This window comes from Nocardiopsis sp. B62, from assembly GCF_018070675.1.
Classification (GTDB): domain Bacteria; phylum Actinomycetota; class Actinomycetes; order Streptosporangiales; family Streptosporangiaceae; genus Nocardiopsis; species Nocardiopsis prasina.
Map to the genome: position 1 here is coordinate 133,513 of NZ_JAGPXK010000008.1, position 24,725 is coordinate 158,237.

General features: G+C 70.7%; 22 protein-coding genes and 1 tRNA gene. 14 read left to right on the forward strand and 9 right to left on the reverse strand.

What is annotated here, in order from left to right; all coding sequences use genetic code 11:
• Window positions 1-57 precede the first annotated feature (57 nt).
• From KBX21_RS11640 to KBX21_RS11650, 3 genes are read right to left on the reverse strand one after another with little or no spacing between them, the layout of a single operon-like run.
• On the reverse strand, window positions 58-717 hold the full coding sequence (locus tag KBX21_RS11640) for a response regulator transcription factor (protein WP_110050898.1): 660 nt from the start codon (window positions 715-717) through the stop codon (window positions 58-60).
• The gene (locus KBX21_RS11645) at window positions 714-2,417 is read right to left on the reverse strand and encodes a cell wall metabolism sensor histidine kinase WalK (RefSeq protein WP_210841887.1); all 1,704 of its coding nucleotides are present in this window, start codon (window positions 2,415-2,417) and stop codon (window positions 714-716) included. Before KBX21_RS11645 ends, KBX21_RS11640 begins: the two co-directional genes overlap by 4 nt.
• Complete coding sequence (locus KBX21_RS11650) at window positions 2,407-2,811, reverse strand: hypothetical protein (RefSeq protein ID WP_247665585.1); 405 nt, start codon at window positions 2,809-2,811, stop codon at window positions 2,407-2,409. Before KBX21_RS11650 ends, KBX21_RS11645 begins: the two co-directional genes overlap by 11 nt.
• A gap of 235 nt (window positions 2,812-3,046) precedes the next feature.
• Between KBX21_RS11650 and KBX21_RS11655 the strand changes: the two genes are divergently transcribed.
• Window positions 3,047-3,292 (forward strand): hypothetical protein, encoded by a 246-nt coding sequence (locus KBX21_RS11655; RefSeq protein ID WP_210841888.1) that lies wholly within the window; start codon window positions 3,047-3,049, stop codon window positions 3,290-3,292.
• A 45-nt stretch (window positions 3,293-3,337) separates the two neighbouring features.
• Here the strand turns inward: KBX21_RS11655 and KBX21_RS11660 are convergent, their stop codons facing one another.
• The 3 genes from KBX21_RS11660 to KBX21_RS11670 all read right to left on the reverse strand — a co-directional run bounded on the left by KBX21_RS11660 (window position 3,338) and on the right by KBX21_RS11670 (window position 6,886).
• Entirely contained in the window at window positions 3,338-4,009 is a 672-nt protein-coding gene (locus tag KBX21_RS11660) for a response regulator transcription factor (protein WP_049574704.1), read from the reverse strand.
• A 292-nt stretch (window positions 4,010-4,301) separates the two neighbouring features.
• A complete protein-coding gene (locus KBX21_RS11665) occupies window positions 4,302-5,828 on the reverse strand; it encodes an amidase (protein ID WP_049574701.1) in 1,527 nt (508 codons plus the stop codon).
• Window positions 5,829-5,854: 26 nt separating this feature from the next.
• Window positions 5,855-6,886 carry a D-2-hydroxyacid dehydrogenase gene (locus KBX21_RS11670; RefSeq protein ID WP_049574698.1) on the reverse strand — a complete coding sequence of 344 codons (1,032 nt, stop codon included), beginning with the start codon at window positions 6,884-6,886 and terminating at the stop codon, window positions 5,855-5,857.
• Between the two features lie 340 nt (window positions 6,887-7,226).
• Between KBX21_RS11670 and KBX21_RS11675 the strand changes: the two genes are divergently transcribed.
• The 4 genes from KBX21_RS11675 (at window position 7,227) to KBX21_RS11690 (ending at window position 10,210) form a co-directional block, all read left to right on the forward strand.
• Entirely contained in the window at window positions 7,227-7,709 is a 483-nt protein-coding gene (locus tag KBX21_RS11675) for a DUF3830 family protein (protein WP_049574696.1), read from the forward strand.
• A 110-nt stretch (window positions 7,710-7,819) separates the two neighbouring features.
• Window positions 7,820-8,686 carry an Asp/Glu racemase gene (locus KBX21_RS11680; protein WP_234004004.1) on the forward strand — a complete coding sequence of 289 codons (867 nt, stop codon included), beginning with the start codon at window positions 7,820-7,822 and terminating at the stop codon, window positions 8,684-8,686.
• 39 nt (window positions 8,687-8,725) lie between these two features.
• Window positions 8,726-9,475 carry a maleate cis-trans isomerase gene (locus KBX21_RS11685; protein WP_049574693.1) on the forward strand — a complete coding sequence of 250 codons (750 nt, stop codon included), beginning with the start codon at window positions 8,726-8,728 and terminating at the stop codon, window positions 9,473-9,475.
• A 60-nt stretch (window positions 9,476-9,535) separates the two neighbouring features.
• Window positions 9,536-10,210, forward strand: a complete 675-nt coding sequence (locus KBX21_RS11690) for a GntR family transcriptional regulator (RefSeq protein WP_049574690.1) — start codon at window positions 9,536-9,538, stop codon at window positions 10,208-10,210.
• A gap of 257 nt (window positions 10,211-10,467) precedes the next feature.
• Here KBX21_RS11690 and KBX21_RS11695 read toward each other — a convergent pair whose 3' ends face one another.
• A complete protein-coding gene (locus KBX21_RS11695) occupies window positions 10,468-11,934 on the reverse strand; it encodes an NAD-dependent succinate-semialdehyde dehydrogenase (protein ID WP_210841889.1) in 1,467 nt (488 codons plus the stop codon).
• A gap of 160 nt (window positions 11,935-12,094) precedes the next feature.
• On the opposite strand from KBX21_RS11695, the gene KBX21_RS11700 reads away from it, so the two are divergent.
• Both KBX21_RS11700 and KBX21_RS11705 read left to right on the forward strand, forming a co-directional pair.
• A complete protein-coding gene (locus KBX21_RS11700; RefSeq protein ID WP_210841890.1) occupies window positions 12,095-13,345 on the forward strand; it encodes an aspartate aminotransferase family protein in 1,251 nt (416 codons plus the stop codon).
• A gap of 147 nt (window positions 13,346-13,492) precedes the next feature.
• Window positions 13,493-13,568: transfer RNA gene (locus KBX21_RS11705), tRNA-Arg, on the forward strand.
• Between the two features lie 1,946 nt (window positions 13,569-15,514).
• On the opposite strand, the gene KBX21_RS11710 is transcribed toward KBX21_RS11705, so the two are convergent.
• Entirely contained in the window at window positions 15,515-15,823 is a 309-nt protein-coding gene (locus KBX21_RS11710) for a GNAT family N-acetyltransferase (protein WP_049574677.1), read from the reverse strand.
• Between the two features lie 142 nt (window positions 15,824-15,965).
• On the reverse strand, window positions 15,966-16,616 hold the full coding sequence (locus tag KBX21_RS11715; protein WP_049574674.1) for a hydrolase: 651 nt from the start codon (window positions 16,614-16,616) through the stop codon (window positions 15,966-15,968).
• A gap of 282 nt (window positions 16,617-16,898) precedes the next feature.
• Here KBX21_RS11715 and KBX21_RS11720 point away from each other — a divergent pair, with 282 nt between their 5' ends.
• The 7 genes from KBX21_RS11720 (at window position 16,899) to KBX21_RS11750 (ending at window position 24,725) form a co-directional block, all read left to right on the forward strand.
• Window positions 16,899-17,831 carry a DUF5996 family protein gene (locus KBX21_RS11720; protein ID WP_210841891.1) on the forward strand — a complete coding sequence of 311 codons (933 nt, stop codon included), beginning with the start codon at window positions 16,899-16,901 and terminating at the stop codon, window positions 17,829-17,831.
• Between the two features lie 95 nt (window positions 17,832-17,926).
• Window positions 17,927-18,394, forward strand: a complete 468-nt coding sequence (locus KBX21_RS11725; protein WP_049574669.1) for a MarR family winged helix-turn-helix transcriptional regulator — start codon at window positions 17,927-17,929, stop codon at window positions 18,392-18,394.
• Between the two features lie 674 nt (window positions 18,395-19,068).
• Window positions 19,069-19,827: an SDR family oxidoreductase gene (locus tag KBX21_RS11730; RefSeq protein WP_210841892.1), complete on the forward strand. Its 759-nt coding sequence runs from the start codon at window positions 19,069-19,071 to the stop codon at window positions 19,825-19,827.
• A gap of 66 nt (window positions 19,828-19,893) precedes the next feature.
• The gene (locus tag KBX21_RS11735; RefSeq protein ID WP_210841893.1) at window positions 19,894-21,057 is read left to right on the forward strand and encodes an isochorismate synthase; all 1,164 of its coding nucleotides are present in this window, start codon (window positions 19,894-19,896) and stop codon (window positions 21,055-21,057) included.
• Complete coding sequence (locus KBX21_RS11740) at window positions 21,054-22,718, forward strand: (2,3-dihydroxybenzoyl)adenylate synthase (protein ID WP_210841894.1); 1,665 nt, start codon at window positions 21,054-21,056, stop codon at window positions 22,716-22,718. Before KBX21_RS11735 ends, KBX21_RS11740 begins: the two co-directional genes overlap by 4 nt.
• On the forward strand, window positions 22,718-23,377 hold the full coding sequence (locus KBX21_RS11745; protein ID WP_247665586.1) for an isochorismatase family protein: 660 nt from the start codon (window positions 22,718-22,720) through the stop codon (window positions 23,375-23,377). The genes KBX21_RS11740 and KBX21_RS11745 overlap by 1 nt, the downstream gene beginning before the upstream one ends.
• Before the next feature lies 1 nt (window position 23,378).
• Complete coding sequence (locus KBX21_RS11750) at window positions 23,379-24,725, forward strand: lysine N(6)-hydroxylase/L-ornithine N(5)-oxygenase family protein (RefSeq protein WP_210841896.1); 1,347 nt, start codon at window positions 23,379-23,381, stop codon at window positions 24,723-24,725.

Genomic DNA, 24,725 nt, shown 5'->3' on the forward strand with positions numbered 1-24,725 from the left:
CCTGGTCACCCGGTGGTGACGCGGGGGCGGCCCGGTCGGTCGCCCCCGCCGAACGCATCAGCCGGTCAGCCGGTACCCCATGCCCCGCACCGTGAGGATGCGCTCCGCGCCCACCTTGCGGCGCAGCGCCCTCACGAACACGTCCACCACGTTGGACCCTGGGTCGTAGTCGTAGCCCCACACGTGCGACAACATCTGCTGGCGGGTCATCACCTGACCCTGGTGCCGCATGAGCAGCTCCAGCAGAGCGAACTCCCGGGCGGTGAGGTCCACCGATTCCTCACCCACCTCGACCCTGCGCGTCCGCAGGTCCAGCCGGAGCCCTCCCGCGTGCAGCACTGTCAGGTCCGGGGCGCGCTCCGTGCGCATCCGCAGCCGGACCCGCGCCAGCAGTTCCTCGAACCTGAACGGCTTGGTGACGTAGTCGTCCGCGCCGATCTCCAGACCCGTCACGGTGTCCCGTACCCCGTCCCGGGCGGTCAGGATCACCACGGGGACGTCCACGCCCAGGGCGCGCACCCTGCGGAGCACGTCGAACCCGTCGGTGTCCGGCAGGCCGAGGTCCAGCAGCATGAGGTCGAACCCGCCGGTGACGGCGTAGTCCACCGCCTCGGCCCCGGTGCCCACCACCGTGGTGGTGAACCCGCTGGCGGTCAGTCCCTTCTGGACGAAGGAGGCGATCCGCTCCTCGTCCTCGACGATGAGTACACGGCTCACAGGTGTTCCCTTCCAACGCGGCCGTCAACGGGGGTCAGGGGGATGACGAGGGTGAACGTGGAGCCCGCACCGGGTGCCGAGACCAGGTCCACCCGGCCGTGGTGCGCCTCGGTGATGGCTCGGACAATGGCCAGGCCCAGCCCGGCCCCCCGCTCGCCGCGCGCGGTGCGACCGCCCCGGGAGAAGCGCTCGAAGATCCGGCCGTGCTCCTCGGCGGGGATCCCGGGGCCGTGGTCGGCGACCCACAGGCGCACCTCGGAACCGCTGACCCTCGAACCGGTGCGCAGGGTGGAGCCGGGGGCGGTGTGCCGTACGGCGTTGGCCGCCAGCTGCACCATCGCCTGGGTGACGCGCTGGGGGTCCAGGTACGCGGTCTCCTCCGCCAGCGACTCCAGCCGCCAGTCGCGGTCGCCGAGCTGACGCACCTTGGCATCGATGTCGCTGGTGAGCTCGGCCAGGGAGACGGGTTCGGGGTGGACGAAGTCGGGCTGTTGGGCCTTGGCGAGCAGCAGCAGGTCCTCCACGATGCGGCCCATCCGGTCGAGCTCGTCGGTGACCAGCCGGACCACCTCGCGGCGCTCCTCGGGGTCGTCTCCCATGAGCTCCAGGTGGCCGCGCACGATCGTGATGGGGGTGCGCAGTTCGTGCCCGGCGTCGTCGACGAAGCGGCGCTGTTCGGTGAAGGCGCCCTCCAGCCGGTCCAGCATGCTGTTGAACTGCTCGGCCAGCGCCGCGATGTCGTCGCGACCGGACACCTCGATGCGCTGGGTGAGGTCCTCCTCGGAGATCTCAGCGGCGGTCTGCCGGACCAGTCGGACGGGGGCGAGGATGCGGCCCGCCACCCACCATGCGGCGGTGGCGGCCGCGAGCAGTCCGCCCAGGCTGACCAGGGCCAGGGTGCCCATGGTCCCGGCCGAGGTGTCGTCGTCGTGGGCGGTGAAGTAGCCGATCACGAACCACCCCGCCGGTCCGCCGTCGCCCTGCGGGGGCAGCGCACGGATCTTCTCCCACTCGACCGGTCCGGCCGGGGTGTCCAGCACGCCCCGGGCGTCGGAGGTGTCCAGGATCGCCTCGACCATCGCGGGGTCGGCGGACAGGTCGTACGGGGGTTCCTGCCCCTGCCGGATGCGGCCGGTGACGGCCTCGGCGGAGCCCCGGCTCCCGCGCGACGCCGACCTCTCGGCGTCCGCCGCGCCCTCCCCGGATTCGTCCACCCAGCCGAAGAGGATCTCGGAGTCCTCGGGGAACTGGCGCTCCAGGTGGACCCGGATGAGGGAGGAGACGTCGCTGAAGGCGGAGCCGGTGCCGGGGTCGACGCCCACCGCCGCGAACTCCTGGAACTCGGCGATCTCCTGGTTCAGGGCGCGGTCGACCCGCTCGTCGGTCCGGGCGGTCAGCGCGCTCCAGGTGACCACGTTGACCAGCACGAGGACCGCGGCCATGAGCAGGACCACCCACGCGGTGATGAGCAGCCGGGCGGGCACTCTGCGGCGTTGGGGCAGCTCCGGCTGGGGGCCGCGCAGGACGAGGGTCGGAAACACCGAGGTACCGCCCGAGGATGACCCTCCAGGGGGCGTCGCGGCGTTCCCCGATCCCCCGGGTCTGGACCGGCCCGGCGGGACGTTGACGGTGGTGGCGTCGGGATCGGCGCGGCGGTCCGAGCCGTCCCCGTCCGCCCCCCGCTGACCGTCAGTCGTCATCGTCGTCCCCGTTCTCGTACCGCGTGTCCAGGCAGGCCTCCCACCAGCTCTCCCACTGCTCCTCGCCCCAGCTCTCGTGGCCGGTGCCCCCGTCGAGGCAGTCGAAGGGGAACCCGGTCGGCGGCTCGGACGAGGGGCTGGCGGAGGGTTCGGGTGAGGGATCCCCGGAGGCCTCCCCGCCGTCCCCCTCCTGGTCGGTGACCGGTGGGGGAGGGCTGACCACGTCGTCGTCGGGATCGGCGGAGGCGGTGGCCTCGGGCGACTCGCCGAGCACGACCTCGGAGGCGCGCCCGGGGTCCGGATCGCGCAGGAACAGCGCCCACAGCAGGGCGGCGACCGAGACGGCGACGACTGTCAGCGCCCCGACCGCCAGCGGCACCAGAGGTGATCTCATGAAGCAGAGCCTCCCCGACGAAGGCGGCGTCCGCATGAAGCGGACATGAGGAAGTCTTCATGATCCCAGGTCGGGGCGCGCGACGAGGGTCTGGCCCCGGCATGGGGGAGAGACCCCCGGGGCCGGGCCGCCCGGGGGCAGGAAGCGCCCTCCGGGTAGTGCGCGGCGGGCGGAGTCGTCGTCGCCGTGCCCCGCGTCCACGACGCCCCGCACGGTGAGGGGGCTCGCGCGGGCCGTGGGCGACCCGAGGTCGGTCGCGCTCGCCCTGGCGGGGCTGGCGGGCGCCCACGCCCTGACTGGAGAGCACGGCCGCGCCACCCTGCTGGGGTCGGCGGCCGCGCTCCGCGAGTCAGTGGGTGCGCCGCTTGCTCCGGGCGAACGGGGCGACGCAGACCGCGTCACGGCCGGGGGCCGTGCGGCACTGGGGGAGCGGGGGTTCGCCGCGGCCTTCGCTGCCGGACGGGAGGGCTTGAGCCAGTAGCAGGGCGGCTCCGCAGCACGCGCCGTCCGGACGGGAGGGCTTGAGTCAGTAGCGGCGGCCGCGCAGCTCGGCGACGAGCACCGCCGCCTGGGTGCGGCGCTTGAGGTCCAGCTTGGCCAGCAGCGCCGAGACGTAGTTCTTCACGGTCTTCTCGGCCAGGTACAGCCGCTCGCCGATCTGCCGGTTGGTCATGCCCTCGCCGATGAGGTCGAGGATCTGGCGCTCCTGCGGGGTCAGCTCCGCGAGCGGGTCCGGCTCGGCTTGGGCGCCGCGCAGACGCTCCAGCATGGCGCCGGTGCTGCCCGAGTCCAGCAGGGAGCCGCCGGCCGCGACCGTGCGCACCGCGCCGACCAGGTCCGCGCCGTGGATCTGCTTGAGCACGTACCCGGCGGCCCCGGCCATGACGGCGTCGTACAGCGCGTCCTCGTCCGCGAAGGACGTGAGCATCAGGCAGGCGATCCCGGGGTGGTCGGACCGGATCTCCCGGCACACCTGCACTCCGGAGCCGCCCGGCAGGCGCACGTCCAGCACGGCGACGTCGGGCAGGACCACGGGGATGCGCGACAGCGCCTGCTCGGCGGTCCCGGCCTCACCGACGACGGTCATGTCGTCCTCGGTCTCCAGCAGCGCGGCCACACCGCGCCGGACGACCTCGTGGTCGTCGACGAGGAAGACCCTGATCGGCTTCCGGGCACCCTCGGCTCCACCGTCGATCATCGCGGACCTCCCTCGTCTCGTGTCCGTGCGCACATGACACCACTCCGAGGAAGACGTTAACGCCTACGGGGGGCCCGGAGGGAGCCTTAAGGCACCGAACTCCCCGGGCGAAGGTCCCGTAAACGGACAAAGGGCTGGCTCAGGGAGCAAAGCGCCTGATGACGGCTGGTGCGGGTGTGACTACCGTCGCCGCATCGTCACCATCTCGTCACACGGAGCCCGGAGCCCGGAGCCGGGCTCCCGTGACCGAGCCGGGCACCGGACCCCGAAACCGGGGCCCGGTGCCCGCGCGTCACGGCCGACGCCCCACCCAGGGGCTGGCCAGCTCGAAGGCGCGGCAGGCACGGAGCACGCGGTCGTCGGAGTGCCGGGGGCCCACCACCTGGAGGCCGATCGGCAGCCCGGACTCGCTGAACCCGCACGGCACGCTGGCGGCGGGCTGCTGGGTCATGTTGAACGGGTAGCTGAACCCGGCCCAGGAGGTCCACCGCTTCCCGGACAGCTCCGGCGGGGACTCCAGACCGGCCTCGAAGGCCACGATCGGCATGGTGGGGGTGAGCAGCAGGTCGTAGGACTCGTGGAACCGCCCCATCCGGGCGCCCATCGCCATCCGCAGCGCCATCGCCGTCAGGTAGTCCTGCGCCGAGTAGGTGACGCCCTCCTCGATGATCTCCCGCAGGCCGGGGTCCTGGAGGTCCCGGTCCCGGTCGGTGAGGTGTTCGGTGGCCTTGGCCGCGCCCGAGTACCAGAGCACGTGGAACTCCTCCAGGGAGTCCGGCAGGCCGGGGTCGGCCTCCTCCACCTCGGCGCCCAGCGAGGCGAACACCCGCACCGCGTCGGCGACCGCACGGGCCACCTCGGGGTCCACGTCCAACCCGCCCAGGGTGGGGCTGTAGGCGATCCGCAGCCCGCGGACCAGCTCCTCCGGTTCGGTGCCGCGTCCCGCCTCGGCCAGGCCGGGGCCCGGGGTCGGCATCGCCATCCAGTCCCGGGCGTCGAACCCGGAGACGACGTCCAGCATCAGCGCCATGTCGCCCACGGTCCGCGCCATCGGGCCGGTGTGCGCGAGCGACCCGAACGGGCTCGCCGGGAAGTGCGGCACCAGGCCCCAGGTGGGCTTGATCCCGCAGATCCCGGCGAAGCTGGCCGGGATGCGGATGGAACCGCCCCCGTCCGTCCCGGTGGACAGCGGTCCCATTCCGGCCGCCACCGCCGCCGCCGAACCCCCGCTGGAGCCGCCCGGCGTGGTGGACAGGTCCCACGGGTTACGCGTGATCCCGGTGAGCGGGTTGTCGGTGACGCCCTTCCAGGCCAGCTCGGGGGTGGTGGTCTTGCCGACGAACACCGCCCCCTGCTCACGCATCCGCGCAACCACCGGGGAGTCCTCCTCCCACGGCCCCTCCTGTGACGAGGTCACCGACCCCTTGAGGGTGGGCCACCCCTTCGTCAGGTGGATGTCCTTGACCGAGGCGGGCACCCCGTCCAACCGTCCCTCGGGCTCGCCGCGCCGCCACCGCTCGGCGGAGGCGCGGGCCGCCTCGCGCGCCTCCTCGGGGCGGACCAGGCAGAACGCGTTCAGGGCCGGGTTGTCCTGCTCGATGCGTTCGAGTACCGCGTCCACCGCCTCCACGGGGGAGAGCTCCCCGGTGGAGTAGGCGTGGAGCAGTTGTTCGGCGGACAGGTCGGCCGGTGTCACGGGTTGCCCCGCGCGCGCCGCCGGGACGCCCCGCGGGGCTCCCGTCTCGGCACCGGCGGAGCCTTCGGCCGTACCGGCCGCACCAGCGTCATCGGTCCCGGCCCGGTCGGAACGGATCGTCACTTCAGCCTCCCAAGTCACGCGAGGGGTCAGCCGGGTACGTAGCCCCGGCTCTTGTCCACGACGTTGCGCGGTCCCCGCCCGTCCAGGTAACGGGCGAGGTTGTCCAGGAACAGCTCCACCAGGTCCTCCCGCCAGCCGACGACGTCACCGGACATGTGCGGCGACACGACGGAGCCGGGCAGCCCCCACAGCGGGTTGATGGCCTTGAGCGGTTCCCGTTCGAAGACGTCCAGTGCCGCACCGGCGATCGCGCCCCTGTCCAGGGCGGCGACCAGGTCGGACTGGACGACGATGGGGCCGCGCGCGATGTTGACCAGCCGCGCGGTGGGTTTCATCAGGTCGAGGAACTCCCGGCCGACCAGGCCCCGGGTGGACTCGGTCAGCGGGGCGGCGACGACCACGTAGTCGGCCTCGGGGAGCTCGTCGAGCAGGGTGCGCCCGCCGTCGGCGCCGGGTTCGGCGAGGCTGGACTCCGCCACGGAACCGAAGTCGGGGTCGCCGTCGCGGGCGTGGCTGCCCGAGCCGCGGACGTCCATGCCCACGGCCGTGAGCTTGCGGGCGATCGCGCGGCCGATGGGGCCGGTGCCGACCACGAGGACGCGCCGACCGGCCACCCGCTCGGTCTCGCGGTGCCGCCACTGGCGTTCCCGCTGGAGGTCCCAGGTGCCCTGGAAGTCCTTGGCGAAGGAGATGACCAGACCCAGGACGTACTCGGCGATGTGCTCGTCGAACACCCCGCGCGAGTTGGTGACGAGGACGTCGCTCTCCACCAGTCCGGGGAACATCAGGTTGTCCACACCGGTGGTGGCCGCGTGCACCCACTTCAGGGAGTCGGCCTTGGACCAGGAGTCGGCCAGCGCCTCGGTGAACAGGTCCCACACGAGCAGGACGTCCGCACCGGGAAGGGTGGCGGACAGTTCGTCGGCGGTGGCGTAGACGACCTCGCCGAGCCTCGGGTGGTCGTCGATGCGCTCGTGGCCCGGCGGAAGGTCCTCGCCTCGGAGTACGACGAGGCGGGGTCGTTCGGGCACGGACGGGCTGGTGGTGGAACTGTTCACGGGCGCGCTTTCCGGTTGCGACGGTGTTCTGACTTGCTGATCCTGTCGTCGGATGGGTGGTTCCGCCCTGCACGGGAAACGCTAGGGAGCCGACATAGGATTGTCAACAATCCACAAAACGCCCGATTCGGGCCTATGCGGCGTGTTTCGCGGGGACGTCCAACGTCTGCCCGGGGTGTCGCCCACCCGCACCGACGCTGCCGACATACCCGCACGTCCCGGTGTCTATTGCCGTACTCGGTAGGTAGATCGTAAGATTGTCGACAATCAACAGTCCACAAGACACAGAGGGATCCGGCAGGAAGAAGAGCCGTCGAAGGGACACCACTTGCCCAGGTACATGACCGTCACCCTCGCCAGGCGCGGGGTCTCCTGCGTGGCGGAACTGCTCGACAAGGACGCACCCCGTACCTGCGAGGCGGTGTGGAACGCCCTCCCGCAGGGCGACGCCGTCCAGCACGCCAAGTACGCGCGCAACGAGGTCTACACGATGGTGCCGAGGTTCGCCGACCCGGAACCGGGCCAGGAGAACCCCACCGTCACACCGATCCCCGGCGACATCGTCTACTTCTCCTTCGACGAGGGCATGCTCGACCGCACCTTCAAGGAGGACAAGGGGATCGAGGGCCTGCCCGGCGTCATCGACCTCGCCCTGTTCTACGGGCGCAACAACCTGCTGCTCAACGGCGACGTGGGCTGGGTTCCGGGGAACGTGTTCGCGACCGTCGTGGAGAACCTGCCCGCCATGGCCGAGGCCTGCAACGACGTCTGGCGCTCCGGCAGCGTCGGCGAGCGCCTCCTGTACGAGCGGCTCGAACGCTGACGGGCCCGCGCGGAGGACCCCGCCCCGAGGAGAAGGCCCCGGGGTCGCGCCGGCCCCACGAACCGACCGAGCCGACCGAACCGAGAACAGCACTGGGAGGTGAGTGACCGATGCGGACCGAAGAAGACCGACCGGACCACGAGGACGGTCCCGTACCCGTGGCCCACGCCGCGACCCCCTTCACGGGAGGCCCCACTCCGCCTCCACCACCCGCGCCGCACGAGGTCGTCGAACTGTCGGCGGACACCATGACTCCCTGGCAGTCGGGGGTCGGCGTGGTGGCGCCCTACGACTTCGCGCTCGACCGCGAACTGTGGCGCTGGGCTCCGGACGACGTCTCGCTGCTCATCACCCGCCTGCCGTTCGTGCGCATCCCGGTGACGGTCGACCAGGCCGCGGCCCTCAGCAAGGCCAAGGGTGTGACCAAGGCGGTCCGCGCCCTCATGGCACCCGAACCCCTCGCGATCGGCTACGCCTGCGCCTCGGGCAGCTTCGTCCACGGCGCCGAAGGTGAGCGTGAGCTGCGAAGAACCATGCGGGAGGCGGGCGCCCCCGCCGCCGTCACCACCTCGGGCGCGCTGATCGACGCCCTGCGGGTCCTGGAGGCGGACCGGATCGCCGTGGTCACGCCGTACGTGGACAGCGTCACCGACCGCCTGCTCGACTACCTCGCCGAACACGACGTGGGGGTCACCTCCAGCGTCGGGCTCGGCCTGCTCAGCCACATCTGGAGGGTCACCTACGCCGAGGTCGCCCGGGCGGTGCACGAGGTGGACCGCCCCGACGCCCAGGCCGTGTTCATCAGCTGCACCAACGTCCTCACCTACGACATCATCGCGCCCCTGGAACAGGAACTGGGCAAGCCGGTGATCGCGGCCAACCAGGTCACCATGTGGGACCTGCTGCGGGCCGCCGACCGCCGGGCCGTCGCGCACGGACAGCGGCTGATCGACGCGACGGCCCCCAGTGCCGTCTGAACGACCGCCAGGGAAGGCGCCCGCGAGCCAAGGAGAATCATGACCCGAGTAGGAATCCTCTATCCCGGTCACAGCGCCGAGGACGACTACAGGACCTTCGCCGACACCCTCGGCGGGGACGTCGAGCTCCCCGTGGTGCACACGCTCATGCGCGAGGACGCCCACCGGGTGGACGCCCTGCTCGACGTGGGCAGTGAGGGGGTCCTCGCCAAGGGCGCGCAGGAGCTCGGCGGCCTCAGGGTCGACTCCGCCGTCTGGGCCTGCACGAGCGGCAGTTTCGTGTTCGGCTGGGAGGGTGCCCGGCGCCAGGTCCAGGGCGTGCAGGAGGTGACGGGCGTCCCGAGTTCGAGCACGTCGTTCGCGTTCGTGCACGCCCTCAGCCAGCTGCGCGCGTCCCGGGTCGCCATCGCCGCCACCTACCCGGACGACGTCGCCCAGCGCTTCGTGGAGTTCCTCACCGACGCGGGGGTGGAGGTGATGTCCCTGGCCAGTCACGGGATCGCCACGGCCGCCGAGGTCGGCTACCTCGACCCCGACGACGCGCTCGACTTCGTCATCTCCAACGACCACCCCAGGGCCGAGGCGGTCCTGGTCCCGGACACCGCCCTGCACAGCGCCGACCTCATCGAACCGATGGAGGCGCTGCTGGGCAAGACGGTGCTCACCGCCAACCAGGTCAGCGTCTGGGAGGGCCTCCGGCTCGCCGGCCAGTGCGAGGCCCGGTCCGGCCCCGGGACGCTCTTCCGTTCGGGAGCCTCCGTGGTCAGGAGTGCCTTCGGGGCCGGTTAGCCTCAGGGCCAACCCACGCCCGGTTCATCACCTTTGTACCGTCGTTCAGAAGGGAACACCATGTCAGCCCCCGGCCAGCTCAGACCCGTCCCCAGGCGTTCCACCGCCGAGCTGATCGCCGACCAGCTGAGGTCGGCGATCATGTACGGCTCCCTCGCACCCGGGGACCAGCTCGGCGAGGCCGACCTGGCGGGGAGACTGGGCGTGAGCCGGGGGCCGCTCCGCGAGGCCATGCAGCGCCTGGTCCAGGAGGGGCTGCTGCGCAGTGAACGGCACAGGGGCCTGTTCGTGCGCGAGCTGACCCCCGACGACGTCCGCGACGTCTACGTGGCCCGGCTCGCGGTGGAGCGGACCGCCTGCGAGCTGATCATGCGGGGCAACCGGGGGGAGGCCCTGGCCCGCCTCACCCCCGCCGTGGACCGGCTGGCGGAGGCCGCCGCCAGCGCGGACCGGACCGCCATGAGCGACGCCGACCAGGAGTTCCACCGGACCCTGGTCAGCTGCTCGGGCAACTCGCGCCTGGAGCGCATGGCCCAGACGCTCCTCGTGGAGACCCGTATGTGCCTGACCGTGATGCAGGCCGTCTACCCCGAACCCCAGGAGCTCCTCGACGAGCACCGCAGGATCCTGGACGCGATCGTGGACGGTGAGGAGGAGCGGCTGCTCACGCTGATCGAGTCCCACATGGTCGACACCGTCGCCCGGATCAACGCGGAGACCGGCGCCGGGTCCTGACGGCCAGCACCGGAGCCCGGAGGCGGAAGCACGCGCCGCGTCCGTCGGCTCCTCGCGACGGACGGCTCGCTGCGCCCGTGCCGACCCGCCGTCCAGGCCGCGACGGGCCCGTGGGAGGGGCGACACGTCGACGGCCGGGAGCGCCGTTCCGACGCCAGGGGCCGCCCCGCGTCCCCACGGGCAACCCCGGCGCCGGAAAACGGCACCGGGGCTGACACCGCGTGGGCCCGCCCGAACCGGCCGGACCCACGCGTGGGTCAGACGAGCCCGCCGATCCCCACGTACTTGGTGTCCAGGAACTCGTCGATGCCCACACGGCCGCCCTCGCGGCCCAGCCCCGAGTGCTTGACCCCGCCGAACGGTGCCGCCGGGTTGGACACCACACCCTGGTTGAGGCCGACCATGCCGGTCTCCAGGGCCTCGCTGACCCGCATCGCCCGGTTCAGGTCCTGGGTGTACAGGTAGCTGACCAGGCCGAACTCGGTGTCGTTGGCGGCTCGGACCGCCTCCTCCTCCGTCTCGAAGGTCAGCACCGGGGCCACCGGACCGAAGATCTCGGTGTTGGACAGCTCCGCCGCGAACGGAACGTCGGCCAGCACGGTCGGCTGGTAGAAGTGCCCCGGGCCGTCGCCGGGTCCGCCGCCGACGAGCACGCGCGCGCCCCGCCGCACGGCGTCGTCCACCAGCCCCTGGACCTTGTCGCGGGCCTTGTCGTCGATCAGCGGGCCCACGTCCGCGCCGTCGTCCAGACCCCGGCCCAGCCGGAGCGCGCCCATGCGCTCGCTGAGCCGCCGGGAGAACTCCTCCGCGATCCCGGACTGCGCGTAGATCCGGTTGGCGGCCGTGCAGGCCTCACCGATGTTGCGCATCTTGGCGAGCATCGCCCCGTCGACCGCCGCGTCCATGTCGGCGTCGTCGAACACCAGGAACGGCGCGTTTCCGCCCAGCTCCATGGAGGTGCGCAGGACCTGGGGCGCGCTCTGCTCCAGGAGCTTGCGGCCGACCGCGGTGGAACCGGTGAAGGACAGCTTGCGGATGCGGCCGTCCGCCAACAGGGGCCCGGTGATCGCACCGGGGTCGGAGGTGGGCAGGACGCTGAGCACGCCCTCCGGGAGCCCCGCCTCCGTGAGGATCCCGGCCAGCGCCAGCGCCGAGAGCGGCGTCTGGTGGGCGGGCTTGAGGATCATCGTGCACCCGGAGGCGATGGCCGGGCCGATCTTGCGGGTGCCCATCGCCATGGGGAAGTTCCAGGGGGTGATGAGCATGCAGGGGCCCACGGGCTGGCGCATGATCAGGAAGCGCGACTTGCCGTCCGGCGAGGTGGCGAACCCGCCCTCGATCCGCACGGCCTCCTCGGAGAACCAGCGGAAGAACTCGGCGGCGTAGGCGATCTCGCCCCGCGCCTCGGCCAGCGGCTTGCCCATCTCGAGGGTCATGAGGACGGCGAGCTCCTCCTGCCGCTCCATGAGCAGCTCGAAGCTCCTGTGGAGGATCTCACCGCGCTCGCGGGGCGCGACCCTGGCCCACCCCGGCTGGGCCCGCGCCGCGGCGTCCAGGGCCTCCATGGCGTCCTCCCGGCCCGCGTCCGCGACGTCGCACAGCACCTTGCGGGTGGACGGGTCCTCGACCTCGAAGGTCGCGCCGGAGGAGGCGTCCCGCCAATTCCCGCCGAGGAAAAGTTTCTTGTCCACCTGTGCGACGACCCGTGCTTCGCGATCCGACATGTTCTCTCCTCCGTCGACGGGCCGCCCCGGCATGGGACGGCCTGTGGTCAGAACTGCCCGACGTGCGTCCGCTGGACACCGCCGCGCCCCGGATGTTTCCATAGCAGCGTCGATTGTCAACAATCCTACGGAACTCGACACAAGGAATTGAGGCCACCGCATGGCGGAGCTCTCCCCGGTTCTCAAGCAGGCGACACCGGTCGTCGCGGCGCGAGGCGAGGGTGTCTACATCTACGACGAGGACGACCGTCGTTTCCTCGATTTCACCGCCGGCATCGGCGTGACCAGCACCGGGCACTGCCACCCCAGGGTGGTGGCCGCCGCACAGGAGCAGGTCGCGACGCTGATCCACGGCCAGTACACCACCGTGATGCACCGGCCCCTGCTGCGACTCACCGAACGTCTCGGAGAGGTGCTGCCCGAGGGGATCGACCGCCTGTTCTACGTGAACTCGGGCAGTGAGGCGGTGGAGGCGGCGCTGCGCCTGGCCCGCCAGGCCACCGGCCGTCAGAACGCCGTGGTCTTCCAGGGTTCCTTCCACGGGCGCACGATGGGCGCCGCCTCGCTCACCACGTCCGGGGTGAAGATCCGCGCGGGGATCGGCCCGCTCGTTCCCGGTGTGGTGGTCTCGCCCTTCCCGTACGCCTACCGGCTCGGGATGACCGAGGAAGAAGCGGTGGCGTACGCGCTGCGCGAGCTCGACTACCAGTTCGCGACGGTGACCTCCCCGCAGGACACCGCCGCCGCGTTCATCGAGCCCGTGCTCGGTGAGGGCGGCTACGTGCCCGTCCCGGACGCCTTCCTCCAGGGGCTGCGGGAGCGCGCCGACAGGCACGGGTTCCTGCTGGTCATGGACGAGGTCCAGACCGGCTTCGGCCGCACCGGCACGTTCTGGGGGCACGAGCCCTCCGGTGTGCGCCCGGACATCGTCATCACCGCGAAGGGCCTGGCCAGTGGCTTCCCGCTGTCCGCGATCGCCGCCCCGGCCGCGATCATGGACAAGGCCTGGCCGGGTTCCCAGGGCGGCACCTACGGCGGCAACGCGGTGTCCTGCGCTGCGGCTCTGGCCACCCTGGACGTCATCCAGGAGGAGAACCTGGTGGAGAACGCGGCCCGCCAGGGCGAGCGGCTCCAGCAGGGCCTGGCCAAGATCGCCGAGTCCCACGCGGGCATCGGCGACGTCCGCGGGCGCGGCCTGATGCGTGCCAACGAGTTCGTCAGGGCCGACGGGACACCCGACGGCGACGCGGCGCAGCGAGCCCAGCAGGCCGCCTCCCGGAACGGGCTGTTGCTGCTCACCTGCGGCCCGGCTGGCAACGTGGTCCGCTTCATCCCGGCCCTCGTGGTCAACGGCGAGCAGATCGACACGGCCCTCGAGCTGTGGGCGGCCTCCTTGGAGGAGAGCCAGTAGGCACCTGTGGGGCGCCGACCGCGCGTCGGCGCCCCATGGCCCGGGTCACACCGAAAAACGGCGCAAAGGCACTCCAGCACCGTGATAGAGTCAGAGACGTCGCAAGGGAGAGCCCAGCTCAACCGGGCGACACACAACTGAAGACCTGCACTCGTAGCTCAATGGATAGAGCATCTGACTACGGATCAGAAGGTTGGGGGTTCGAGTCCTCCCGAGTGCACCACCTTGAGACAGTGAAGAAGCCGCCCGACCTGGGAAACCAGGGCGGGCGGCTTCTTTTGTGGCCTGGGTGAACCTCCGCCTGAGCACGTTGAATCCGGTCGCTTGCGGACGGCTGTGGAACACACGTGGATCAGGGGCCGGGGCTCGGGGGTCTGGCAGCCTGGAGCGCATCAGGTCAACCATGACTCCCGTCACTTGCGGGCGCCTGTCGGTGCGTGTGCTCCATGCGGGCTCAGAATCCCTCAGAACTCGTGGCTCCGCGCGTCTGGTCGTCCTCGTCGCCGTCGGTGCACTCACCTCACCCAGAAGTCCCTCGTGCGCTCACCTGTGATGTGCAGTCGAAAATGGGCGCTCCACTCTCATTTCAGAATGGAGCGCCGTGGCTTAGGGGGCCTTAGCCTGCTCGTTTCTCGATACCTGAGCTTGAATACACGGTCTCCGGTGGGCAGTAAACGTAGGAGTACGTCCCGCTTCCTGAGTTTCTCCAGACCGGAGACAGGCGGGTCACGTCGGACCCCTCGAGGACTGGTCGGCAAATCACGGCAGCCCGGTACTGTCCCCCGCCTGATTTGCAGATTGCTTTGGTCCCGACGCCCGCGTACCGGTCGATAAACCTTTCGAAGGTGCAGTTGCTCGGCCAGGAGGCGGCCGATTCAACCTGATCGGCGGTAGCCGGGGCCGTGGATGTAGCGAGGATACCCAGGGTCATGGCTGCTGCCGCAAGGGGCCCACGGAGATATTTCTTCATATCGAACTCTCGTCTCATTCTCTATCGTGGCTCAGGTGTTGTCTCGTGCGGAGAGATCAACACCCGTGAAGAGAGCCTTTCCGTCTCCGTGGCAATAGGCGGTGGAGGTTCCGGTTTTCGTCCACGGGCCGAAGAAGCCTTGTACACGCCCTGTCGTCACACTCTCGCAGTGCACGACGGCCCTGAAGGAACCGCCATTCGACTTCTTGCACAGTGCACGACCGCCCCAGGAGCCCATGTTCTCGTACTGGCATTCGCTCGGGTACGCGGCCCTGGTCTGCGCTCCGTCATTCGCCCCGGCCGAACTTGCCGCACCAGCTACGCACATGGAGGCGATTGCGGCGATCAGTGCAACTCTCTTCACTGAGTTCATGAGTAGCCTCTTTCTTATTCAAAGGTCGTCGATGTGTTCCAGGTTGAGGCGACAGAGCATCGGGCAGGGGAGTCGTGTAATGGAAGTATTCCGTCTGCTTGCGGGGGACGAATGATCTATTGTTCCCAAGTGAACTCTTACACTGGCTCGTGAGCCCTCAAGCAGAAGGGGAGGAAACGCCGAACAGGCCTTCCTGAGTGCAAGTTCGTCTCCAGGTGTCGGGTCTCCCGCCGCGTTAGCTATGGCCCCATGGTTTTGCTCGGAGTGGAAGCTGGGAGCACCGCGCTCCCGATCTTCAGTGCAGCAGACGGACCGCGACGAACCAAGCGAATCAGGCTTATATTGGCCGCTTGGATAGAAAACTGCCCGATCGGCCATATTCTGGCGTCGCGACGCTGGCCACTCGGGGGTTGAGGAACATCGGAACAGGATCCGTCGCCGAGGACGTGGCCGCCTGTTCATGTGGTCCACGTGCCAAGCCCTGGCTGATCCAGACTCCAGGTCCCGGAGTCAGCGCGGATGGCTCCGCGGAGCCGCAGGAGCAGTGGGATGCTGCCGGGGCTCACAGGTCACAAGCGGATCTGTCGGCTTGTCGACAGGTCGACGCATGCCTCGGCGGAACAGAGGTCGGGGGTTCGAGTCCTCCCGAGTGCACCACCCTGAGACAGCGGAGAAGCCGCCCGAACTGCGAAAGCAGCTCGGACGGCTTCTTTTGTGGCATGGGCCTGAGTATCCGGCGCCCTGCGGCGTTCGGCCAGGGGCGCCGGTGCGAGCTCCAGGAGCGGCCGACCACCTCTCGGCGATGATCCCTGCGCCGTGTCCGAGCTCAGTCAGTGACGCTGCTCCGGGACTGGTAGAGCAGGTCCTGGTACTCGGGGTGACGGGCGATCCAGCCCGCGAAGAAGGGGCAGGTCGCCAGCACCCGCAGGCGTGCGGACCGTGCCTCGTCGAGGGCCGTGCGGACCAGCGCGGACCCGACCCCGCGTCCCTCGTACTCTGGAGCGACCTCGGTGTGCACGAACGCGACGAGTTCCGACGTGCGGATGTACCCCGCGATGCCAGCGACCCCGGACTCTCCGTCGACGCGGGCCTCGTAGCGCTTGGCCTCGGGCACGTCGTTCACCTTGACCGCCATGGGTCCTCCTCCTTGATGGATCGGCCGGGCGGTTGACCACCCGATCGGCTTGGTGCTCGGACTCGTTCACGCGCGGGATCCGAGGTGGGACGGGTCGCCGGACCTGCCGACGATCCGTCCCGATCGGTGCCGTGTTGGAGCGTCAGGCTCCGGCGCGGGAGCTCAACAGTTGGGTCTCCCAGGCGAAGGCGACGCCGGTGGCGCCACCGTGCTGCTCCAGGATTCCGGTCATGGCGGACACGGTCTCCTCGCGGGCCCAGTCGCGCTGCCACTCGCCCGCCACGGCCAGCCAGGTGATCGGCACCACGCCGGCCTGGACCATGCGCCGCACGGCCATGTCGTGGGACTCCACCGAGGCGCCGCCCGAAGCGTCGGTGACGGCGAAGACCTCGTAGCCCTCGCCCGCCGCCTGGATCGCGGGCATGGCCAGGCAGATCTCGGTCCAGAGACCGGCGATGACCAGCTTCTTCCTGCCGGTCGCCCGGACGGCGTCAACGACGCGCTCGTCTTGCCAGGTGTTGATGAATGTGCGGTCGATCGGCTTCTGCTCCGGGAACACGTCCCGAAGCCCCTTGATGAGGTAGCCGCCGCGCTCCTCCAGCACGGTCGTCAGGATGGTCGGAACGTCGAACGCCTTGGCGGCCTTGGCCAGGGCGACGGCGTTGTTGACGACCATCGACGGTTCGTGGCTGTTCAGGTTGGCGAACTGGAACGGCTGGTGGTCGATCAGGACGAGAACGCTCTCCTCCGGGGTCAGCAGTGCCTGCAGTCCGTTCTTGGCCTTGGTGCTCACAGGGGGTCCCTTCCAGGGGTGATCCGGGGGGTCGGTCGGGGGTACCGTCCATCTCCGCGCAGGCGCCAGGGGTGCGCGCGAGAGCGCGCGGGAGTGACGACAAGCCCGCCGATTTAGGTGACGCGTCATCTAAATTAGCACCATTGGATGACGCGTCAACCATCCTGGGTTTCGGTCGGTCGCCGAGGTGCGCCCTCCGCCCAATATGTTGATGCGTCATCTACTATGCGGATGATGCGTCAACCACTCCTCCGGGTGGCGCAGCGACGGAAGCGAGAAACGATGACCCTCACATCAGAGACGAACTGGCCCGGCCTGCGGGTCTCGGACTGGACCCCCACCCGGGACACCCTGCACATGTGGACCCAGATCGTGGGCAAGATCCGCATGGCCCACGCTCCGCTGGTCAACCACTGGTGGCAGGTGACCCTCTATGCCAGCCCGCGCGGGTTGACGACGTCGGCCATCCCGTACCGCGGTGGGGCCTTCGAGATCGAGTTCGACTTCGTCGGGCACCAGCTCGAGGTCCGCAGCAGCGACGGCGGCGCGGGGAGCTTCCCGCTGCGGCCGATGCCGGTCGCCGAGTTCTACTCCCGGATCCTGGACGCGCTCGGCCGACTCGGGATCGAGGCACCGATCCGCCCGCACCCCAACGAGGTCGACCCGGCGATCCCCTTCGCCGAGGACCACGAGCACGCCTCCTACGACGCCGAGGCGGCCCACCTCTTCTGGCGCCAGCTGTTGCAGGCGAACCGCGTGATCGGTGAGTTCCGGTCGCACTTCGTCGGAAAGGTCAGCCCGGTGCACTTCTTCTGGGGAGGGATGGACCTCGCCTGCACCCGTTTCTCCGGACGGTCGGCTCCTCCGCATCCGGGCGGAGCGCCCAACTGCGGGGACTGGGTCATGGTCGAGGGCTACTCCCGGGAACTGTCCAGCTGCGGGTTCTGGCCCGGTGGTGGCGAGGAGGGCGCCTTCTACTCGTACGCCTACCCGGCCCCCGACGGGTTCGCCGATCAGCCGGTCGGCCCCGAGGGCGCGTACTTCAGCACCGAGTTCCAGCAGTTCCTGCTCCCCTACGAGGTGGCCCGCGCCGCACCCGACCCCGACCGCGCGGTCGCCGAGTTCCTCCGCACCACCTACGAGGCCGCCGCGGATCGTGGGCACTGGGACCGCTCCGCGCTGGAGGACGACCCCCTCCGGTGGGGCGGGGCCTGAACCGGCAGGTCACGGCGGTCGTCGACGCGCGGAGGGGTCTCCCCTCCGCCGTTTTCATGTGGATGAGGCGTCAACTTCTTCGTTAAACTGCGCGCATGAACGAGACGCCACGCTGGCTGGATGCGGACGAGAAGGCCGCGTGGGACGGCTTCATCCACATGCAGGAGACGCTCATCGGGCGGCTCTCCCGTCTCCTTCAGGCCGACTCCGGAATGTCCGCCTCCGACTTCATAGTGCTCGTCAACCTCACCGAGACCAGTGACGGGAAGATGCGCTTCCTGGAACTGGCCAAGCTCGTGAACTGGGAGAAGAGCCGCATGTCCCACCAGGTCAGGCGGATGGCGAAGCGCGGTCTCGTGGCCAGGGAGGAGTGCCCCGACGACGCTCGTGGAGCGTTCATCGTCGCCACCCCGGCGGGCTACGAGGCGATCGAGGAGGCCGCTCCCCTCCACGTCGAGCACGTGCGCCGTCTGTTCGTCGACGCCCTCACCCCGAACCAGCTCAGCACGTTCGCTCGGCTCTCCCAGCGCGTCTCGGACCACATGGAGAAGCAGTCCGACTGAGCGGACGTCGTCCTCACTGTCGACGCGCCAGTCTTTGACCGGCGGCGGGTGAGGCGACCCCACGCCGTCCCGCGTGACCTGCGAGGACTCGCCTCGGCCAGGTGTCGGCGAAGCCGGTGCCGCGTCCGCGCGGTGCGCGGAGCCTGGCGCCGGACCATGCCCTTCAGTCGGGGTCCCCCTCCCTCGGCACGCATCGACCGCGAGTCGACCGCGGCATGAGCCCCGGCCAGCAGACCGGGGGTTGACTCGCGGCTACCTCTGCCCCTCCTCTCTGACACCTGAGCCCGACCTCCCGACGCCGATCCGGGAGCGGAGGGAGGAGATTCGCATACCCGGGCAGGGTTCGCGCGGAGGTGACAACCACCTCACCTCGGGCCAGGTTTCGAGCCGGTTCGGTGCGGGTGTCCCAGGGGTTTCCCGGGGCGGTGGGTTCGCTGCCAGAACGTGTTCTGACCTGCGTAAATACCGTCGCTCTGTGTGCCTTCGGGCTGCCTCTGCGTGAGGCGGCGAATGGGGTGAACGTCCCACTCGTGTGATCCAGGTCTCCCTGGGGTTCTGGTTGACATCCCACCGTGGCTCGCCGGAGACTTGCCGCGGACTTATTAGGTAAGCATTACCTAATTAAGGCGAGGTTTACCTTATTCGGCGCAGGTCAGCAGGACTGGGGGCGACAGATGGACGGGATCGACGGAGCCGTCGCCGTGGTCACCGGAGGCGCGAGTGGGGTGGGGCGGGCGGTGGCCGTCGACCTCGCCCGGCACGGGGCCCGGATCGCGGCCGTGGACATCGACCCCGAAGGGCTCGACCAGACCGTGCGCTCTCTGGAGGGCGGCGGGCTCGCCCTGGCGGGGGACGTCACCGACACCGGCGGGGTCGAGGCCCTGTTCGACCAGGTCGAAGCCGAACTCGGACCCGTCACCCTGGTCGTCAACGCGGCCGGAACCCTCGCCACGGGTCCCCTGGCCGAGTGCGCCGACCAGGACTGGCACCGCATGCTCGCGGTCAACGCCACCGGAGTCTTCGTCATCGGCCGTGAGATCGCACGGCGCATGGGTCCCCGAGGCCACGGATCCCTGATCACCGTGGCCTCCAACGCCGCCGGCGTCCCCCGAGCCAACATGGCCGCCTACGCCGCCACCAAGGCCGCCGCCGTCGCCCTCACCAAATCCCTGGGCCTGGAACTGGCGCCCCTGGGCGTGCGCTGCAACGTGGTCTCGCCCGGCTCCACCGACACCCCCATGCTCCGCGCCATGACCCCTGACCCCCAGGCCCTCATCACCGGCGACCCCGCCCACTTCAAGGTCGGCATCCCCCTGGGCCGACTCGGACAACCCGAGGACGTCGCCGCCGCCGTGCGCTTCCTGGCCTCCGACGCGGCCCGTCACATCACCATGCACGAGCTCTACGTCGACGGCGGCGCCACGCTCCGCTGACCCCCCCGCCAGGCGGCCCCACCCCGGTCGCCCTCCCACGCGCCTGAACACAGAAAGGCCACACCCATGCCCGAACAGCGCACCGCCGCCCCCGCGGCCACGGCGGGGGAAGTCCTGGCGGAGTACCGACCAGGCGACTCGTTCTTCTCCTCCGCCTCGCGGGCCCTCCACGGGACCGGGGCGCTGGCCACCCTGGACCGGCTCGACGCCATTCCCGACGCCCTGGCCCACGCGGGCAGCGGCGCGGTCGCCATGGGCGCGATCCCCTTCGACACCGCCAGCCCTGCCCACCTGGTCGTTCCCGAGACCGTTCGCTGGTCACCCTCCCCTGCACGGGCCGCCAAGAGCGAACACCGGTGGAGCCCGCTCGGCGGGCCGTGGACGGTCACCCCCGTGCCCGCGCCCGAGGCGCACGTCGCGGCGGTGGAGCGCGCTGTCAAGCTCATGGCCGAGGACGAGGAGCTGCGCAAGGTCGTCCTCGCCCGCTGCCTCAAGGTGGAGAGCGGCGAGAACGTGGACGTACCCACGGTCCTGGCCAACCTGGTCTGGCGCGACCCCACCGCCTTCGTCTTCGCCACGGACCTGCCCGACCGGGGCTCCGGCACCCGCTCCCTGATCGGCGCCAGCCCCGAACTCCTGGTCGCCAAGCGCGGCCGCCAGGTGCTCTCCAACCCCCTGGCCGGGTCCGCGCCGCGCAGCGCCGACCCCACGAAGGACCAGCGGCGCGCCGTCGCCCTGCTCACCTCCGCCAAGGACCGCCACGAACACGCCGTGGTGGTGGAGGCCGTCGCGGACGCGCTGCGCCCCCACTGCCGCGACCTCGCGGTCCCCTCGGAGCCGGAGCTGATCAGGACCGCCACCATGTGGCACCTGTCCACCCGGGTGACGGGCGAACTCACCGACCCCGACGTGCCCGCCCACCGGCTCGCCGCGGACCTGCACCCCACCCCGGCGGTGTGCGGCACCCCCACAGGTCGCGCCTTCGACACCATCGGCGGCCTCGAACCCTTCGACCGGGGCTTCTACACCGGGGCGGTCGGCCACACCGACGCGGCGGGCGACGGCGAGTGGGTGGTCACCATTCGCTGCGCCGACGTCGCCGGACGCACCCTGGAGCTGTACGCGGGCGGCGGGATCATGCCCGAGTCCGACCCCGACGCCGAGCTGGCCGAGACCTCCGCCAAGCTGCGCACCCTCCTGCTCGCCCTCGGTGTGGACGGAGCCGCATGACCACGCATCCCCGAAACCACGGCGTCTGCGAACACGACTGGACCCCCTGGCCCAAGGACCTCGCCGACGCCTATCGCGAGGCCGGTTACTGGACGGGCGAGACCTTCCCCGCCTTCCTGCGCGAGCGCGCCGCGCGCTTCGCCGACAACACCGCCGTCGTGGACGGCGAGGTCCGCTGGACCTACGCCGAACTGGACCGGCGCGCCGACTCCCTGGCCACCGGTCTGTCCCGCCTGGGCGTGGCCGAGGGCGACCGGGTCGTGGTGCACCTGCCCAACACCGCGCCGCTGTTCGAGGTGGTCTTCGCGCTGTTCCGGCTGGGCGCCCTGCCGGTCTACTCGCTGCCCGCCCACCGCCGCAGCGAGCTCCTGCACCTGGCCTCCACCGCCGGGGCCGTCGCCCTGGTCACCTCCGACGTCCACGCCGGGTTCGACTGCCGTCCCATGGCCGCCGAGGTGCGTGCCCGGGTACCCGGTCTGGAACACGTGGTCGTGGCGGGAGACCCCGGAGAGCCGTCGGAGGGTCTGACCGCCCTGGCCGACCTGCGCGCCGAGCCGGACCCGTCGGTCCTGGCCACACCCGACCCCGGCGCCGTGGCCTTCTTCCAGCTGTCCGGCGGCACCACCGGCCTGCCCAAACTCATCCCCCGGACCCACGACGACTACCTGTACTCGGTGCGGGCCAGCGCGGACATCTGCGGTCTGAACGCCGACACCGTCTACCTGGGCGTCCTGCCGGTCACCCACAACTTCCCGATGAGCTCGCCCGGGTTCCTCGGCGTGCTGCACGCGGGCGGGTCCGTGGTCCTGGCGCCCGACCCCAGCCCGGCCACGGCCCTGCCGCTGGTGGAGAGCGAACGCGTCACCCTCACCTCGGTGGTCCCTCCCGTGGCCATGCTCTGGCTGGACGCCGTCGAACACGGCTCCCAGTCCGGCCGCGACCTGTCGTCGCTGCGCATGCTCCAGGTCGGCGGCGCCACCTTTCCCGAGCAGGCGGCCCGCCGCGTCACCCCGGTCCTGGGCTGCGCCCTCCAGCAGGTCTTCGGCATGGCCGAGGGGCTGGTCAACTACACCCGGGACGGCGACCCCGACGAGGTGGTCACCGCCACCCAGGGCCGCCCGATCAGCGCCCACGACGAGATCCTCATCGTCGACGACCACGACCGCCCGGTCCCCGAAGGCGACCCCGGCCACCTGCTGACCCGGGGTCCCTACACGATCCGCGGCTACTACAGGGCGCCCGAACACAACGCCACCGCCTTCACCCCGGACGGCTTCTACCGGACCGGCGACATCGTCCGCCGCCACCCCTCCGGCAACCTCGTCGTCTCGGGGCGGGCCAAGGACCAGATCAACCGGGGCGGGGAGAAGATCGGCGCCGAGGAGGTGGAGAACCACATCCTGGCCCACCCGGCCGTGCACGACGCCTCAGTCGTCGCTGTTCCCGACCCCTACCTGGGCGAACGCACCTGCGCCTACGTCATCACCCGAGGCCAGGCGCCCACTCGCGGTGAACTCCTCGCGTTCCTGCGCGAGCGCGGGCTCGCCGCCTACAAGATCCCCGACCGTGTCAGCTTCGTGGACTCCTTCCCGGCCACCGCCGTCGGCAAGACCTCCAAGCGCGACCTGCGCGGCGCCACCGACCCATCCGGAGACCAGTGATGGCACTGCCGACCATCGACCCCTACCCGCTGCCCACCGCCGAGGACCTGCCCGAGAACCGGGCGCCCTGGACCGTGGACGCCAGCCGGGCCGTGCTGCTCGTCCACGACATGCAGCGCTACTTCCTGCGCCCCTACACCGAGGGCACCGAGCCGGTGACCGGCGCGACCGCCAACATCGCCGCCCTGCGCGCGGCCTGCCACGCCGCGGGGGTCCCGGTCGTGTACACCGCCAAGCCCGGCGACATGACCCCCGAACAGCGCGGACTGGAACGCGACTTCTGGGGCGGCGGCATGAAGTCGGTCGCCGAGCACACCGAGATCACCGCCGAACTCGCCCCCGAGGGCGAGGACGTCCTGCTCACCAAGTGGCGCTACAGCGCCTTCGCCCAGACCGACCTGGCCGAGCGCATGGCCGCCGGGGGCCGCGACCAGATCATCGTCACCGGCGTGTACGCGCACATCGGATGCCAGCTCACCGCGGCCGACGCCTTCATGCGCGACATCCAGCCGTTCCTGGTCGCCGACGCCGTCGCCGACTTCAGCGCCGAGCACCACCGCTCCGCTCTGGTCTACGCGGCGGGGCGCTGTGCCGCCGTCATCACGGCCGACCAGGCCCTGACCGCCCTGCGCGAGGTCCCGGCCCGCACCGGGGTCTGACATGACCGACCACGACCGAGAAGGAACCACCGTGGCCTCCAACGACCACCCGCCCGCCGTCCACGACCTGGTCGGGGTGGGTTTTGGACCCTCCAACCTCGGCCTGGCCATCGCCCTGGCCGAACGCCTCGAACAGGGCCAGGAGCCACCGCTGTCCGCCGTCTTCCTGGAGCGCCAGGAGACCTTCGGCTGGCACCGGGGGATGCTCATCGACGACGCCACCATGCAGGTGTCCTTCCTCAAGGACCTGGTCACGACGCGCAACCCGGCCAGTGACTTCAGCTTCCTGTCGTTCCTGCACCACGTGGGGCGGCTGCACGACTTCATCAACCACAAGACGCTGTTCCCGCTGCGCCAGGAGTTCCACGACTACCTGTCCTGGTGTGCGGGCCGGGTCGCCGACCAGGTCCGCTACGGGCACGAGGTCGTCGAGGTCCGTCCCGTGTACTCGGGGGAGCGCGTCACCCACCTGGACGTGGTCTCCGAGGACGCGGCGGGTGAGCGGGTCGTGCTTCGCGCCCGCAACGTCGTCTTCGGCCCCGGTCTGCGCCCCCGCATGCCCGAGGGCGTGGAGCAGTCCGCCCGCGTGTGGCACAACGAGTACCTGCTCACCCGCCTGTCCGAACTCCCGCCCAAGGCCGACCCCCGCTCCTTCGTGGTCGTCGGGGCAGGGCAGAGCGCCGCCGAGGTCGCCGACCACCTCCACCAGCGGTTCCCTCGCGCGCAGGTCCACGCGGTCCTGTCCCGGTACGGCTACAGCCCCTCCGACGACAGCCCCTTCGCCAACCGCATCTTCGACCCCGAGGCCGTGGACGCCTTCCACGCCGCCCCGCAGGAGGTCAAGGACCAGCTCACCGGCTACCACCGCAACACGAACTACTCGGTGGTCGACCCGGACCTGATCGGTGAGCTGTACCGGCGCCACTACGCGGAGAAGGTCCACGGGAACCAGCGCCTGCACCTGCACAACACCTCGCGGGTGGCCGGGCTCAGCGAGAGCACCGAGGGCGTCGCGGTGGTCGTGGAGGACCTTGTCACCGGGAAGCAGACCCCGATCCCGGCCCACCACGTGGTGTTCGCGACCGGCTACCACCCCGCCGACGCCCGACCCCTGCTGGGCGACCTCGCCGACCAGGTCGTCACCACCCCCGAGGGCCGCCCCGCCGTGGAACGCGACTACCGGGTCGTCACCCACGACACCCTCACGTGCGGCCTGTACCTCCAGGGCGGGACCGAGCACACCCACGGGGTGTCGGCCTCCCTGCTGTCCAACATCGCGACCCGCGTCGCCGAGATCATCGACTCCGTCGCCGCCCGCGCCGGAGCCCCCGCCGAAGAGAGGGCCTGA

Coding starts and splice junctions, on each gene's coding strand:
- KBX21_RS11645 (WP_210841887.1), bottom strand. CDS start 2,417: ATGACGACTGACGGTCAGCGGGGGGCGGACGGGGACGGCTCGGACCGC.
- KBX21_RS11650 (WP_247665585.1), bottom strand. CDS start 2,811: ATGAGATCACCTCTGGTGCCGCTGGCGGTCGGGGCGCTGACAGTCGTC.
- KBX21_RS11660 (WP_049574704.1), bottom strand. CDS start 4,009: ATGATCGACGGTGGAGCCGAGGGTGCCCGGAAGCCGATCAGGGTCTTC.
- KBX21_RS11675 (WP_049574696.1), top strand. CDS start 7,227: ATGACCGTCACCCTCGCCAGGCGCGGGGTCTCCTGCGTGGCGGAACTG.
- KBX21_RS11680 (WP_234004004.1), top strand. CDS start 7,820: ATGCGGACCGAAGAAGACCGACCGGACCACGAGGACGGTCCCGTACCC.
- KBX21_RS11685 (WP_049574693.1), top strand. CDS start 8,726: ATGACCCGAGTAGGAATCCTCTATCCCGGTCACAGCGCCGAGGACGAC.
- KBX21_RS11690 (WP_049574690.1), top strand. CDS start 9,536: ATGTCAGCCCCCGGCCAGCTCAGACCCGTCCCCAGGCGTTCCACCGCC.
- KBX21_RS11695 (WP_210841889.1), bottom strand. CDS start 11,934: ATGTCGGATCGCGAAGCACGGGTCGTCGCACAGGTGGACAAGAAACTT.
- KBX21_RS11700 (WP_210841890.1), top strand. CDS start 12,095: ATGGCGGAGCTCTCCCCGGTTCTCAAGCAGGCGACACCGGTCGTCGCG.
- KBX21_RS11710 (WP_049574677.1), bottom strand. CDS start 15,823: ATGGCGGTCAAGGTGAACGACGTGCCCGAGGCCAAGCGCTACGAGGCC.
- KBX21_RS11720 (WP_210841891.1), top strand. CDS start 16,899: ATGACCCTCACATCAGAGACGAACTGGCCCGGCCTGCGGGTCTCGGAC.
- KBX21_RS11725 (WP_049574669.1), top strand. CDS start 17,927: ATGAACGAGACGCCACGCTGGCTGGATGCGGACGAGAAGGCCGCGTGG.
- KBX21_RS11730 (WP_210841892.1), top strand. CDS start 19,069: ATGGACGGGATCGACGGAGCCGTCGCCGTGGTCACCGGAGGCGCGAGT.
- KBX21_RS11735 (WP_210841893.1), top strand. CDS start 19,894: ATGCCCGAACAGCGCACCGCCGCCCCCGCGGCCACGGCGGGGGAAGTC.
- KBX21_RS11740 (WP_210841894.1), top strand. CDS start 21,054: ATGACCACGCATCCCCGAAACCACGGCGTCTGCGAACACGACTGGACC.
- KBX21_RS11745 (WP_247665586.1), top strand. CDS start 22,718: ATGGCACTGCCGACCATCGACCCCTACCCGCTGCCCACCGCCGAGGAC.
- KBX21_RS11750 (WP_210841896.1), top strand. CDS start 23,379: ATGACCGACCACGACCGAGAAGGAACCACCGTGGCCTCCAACGACCAC.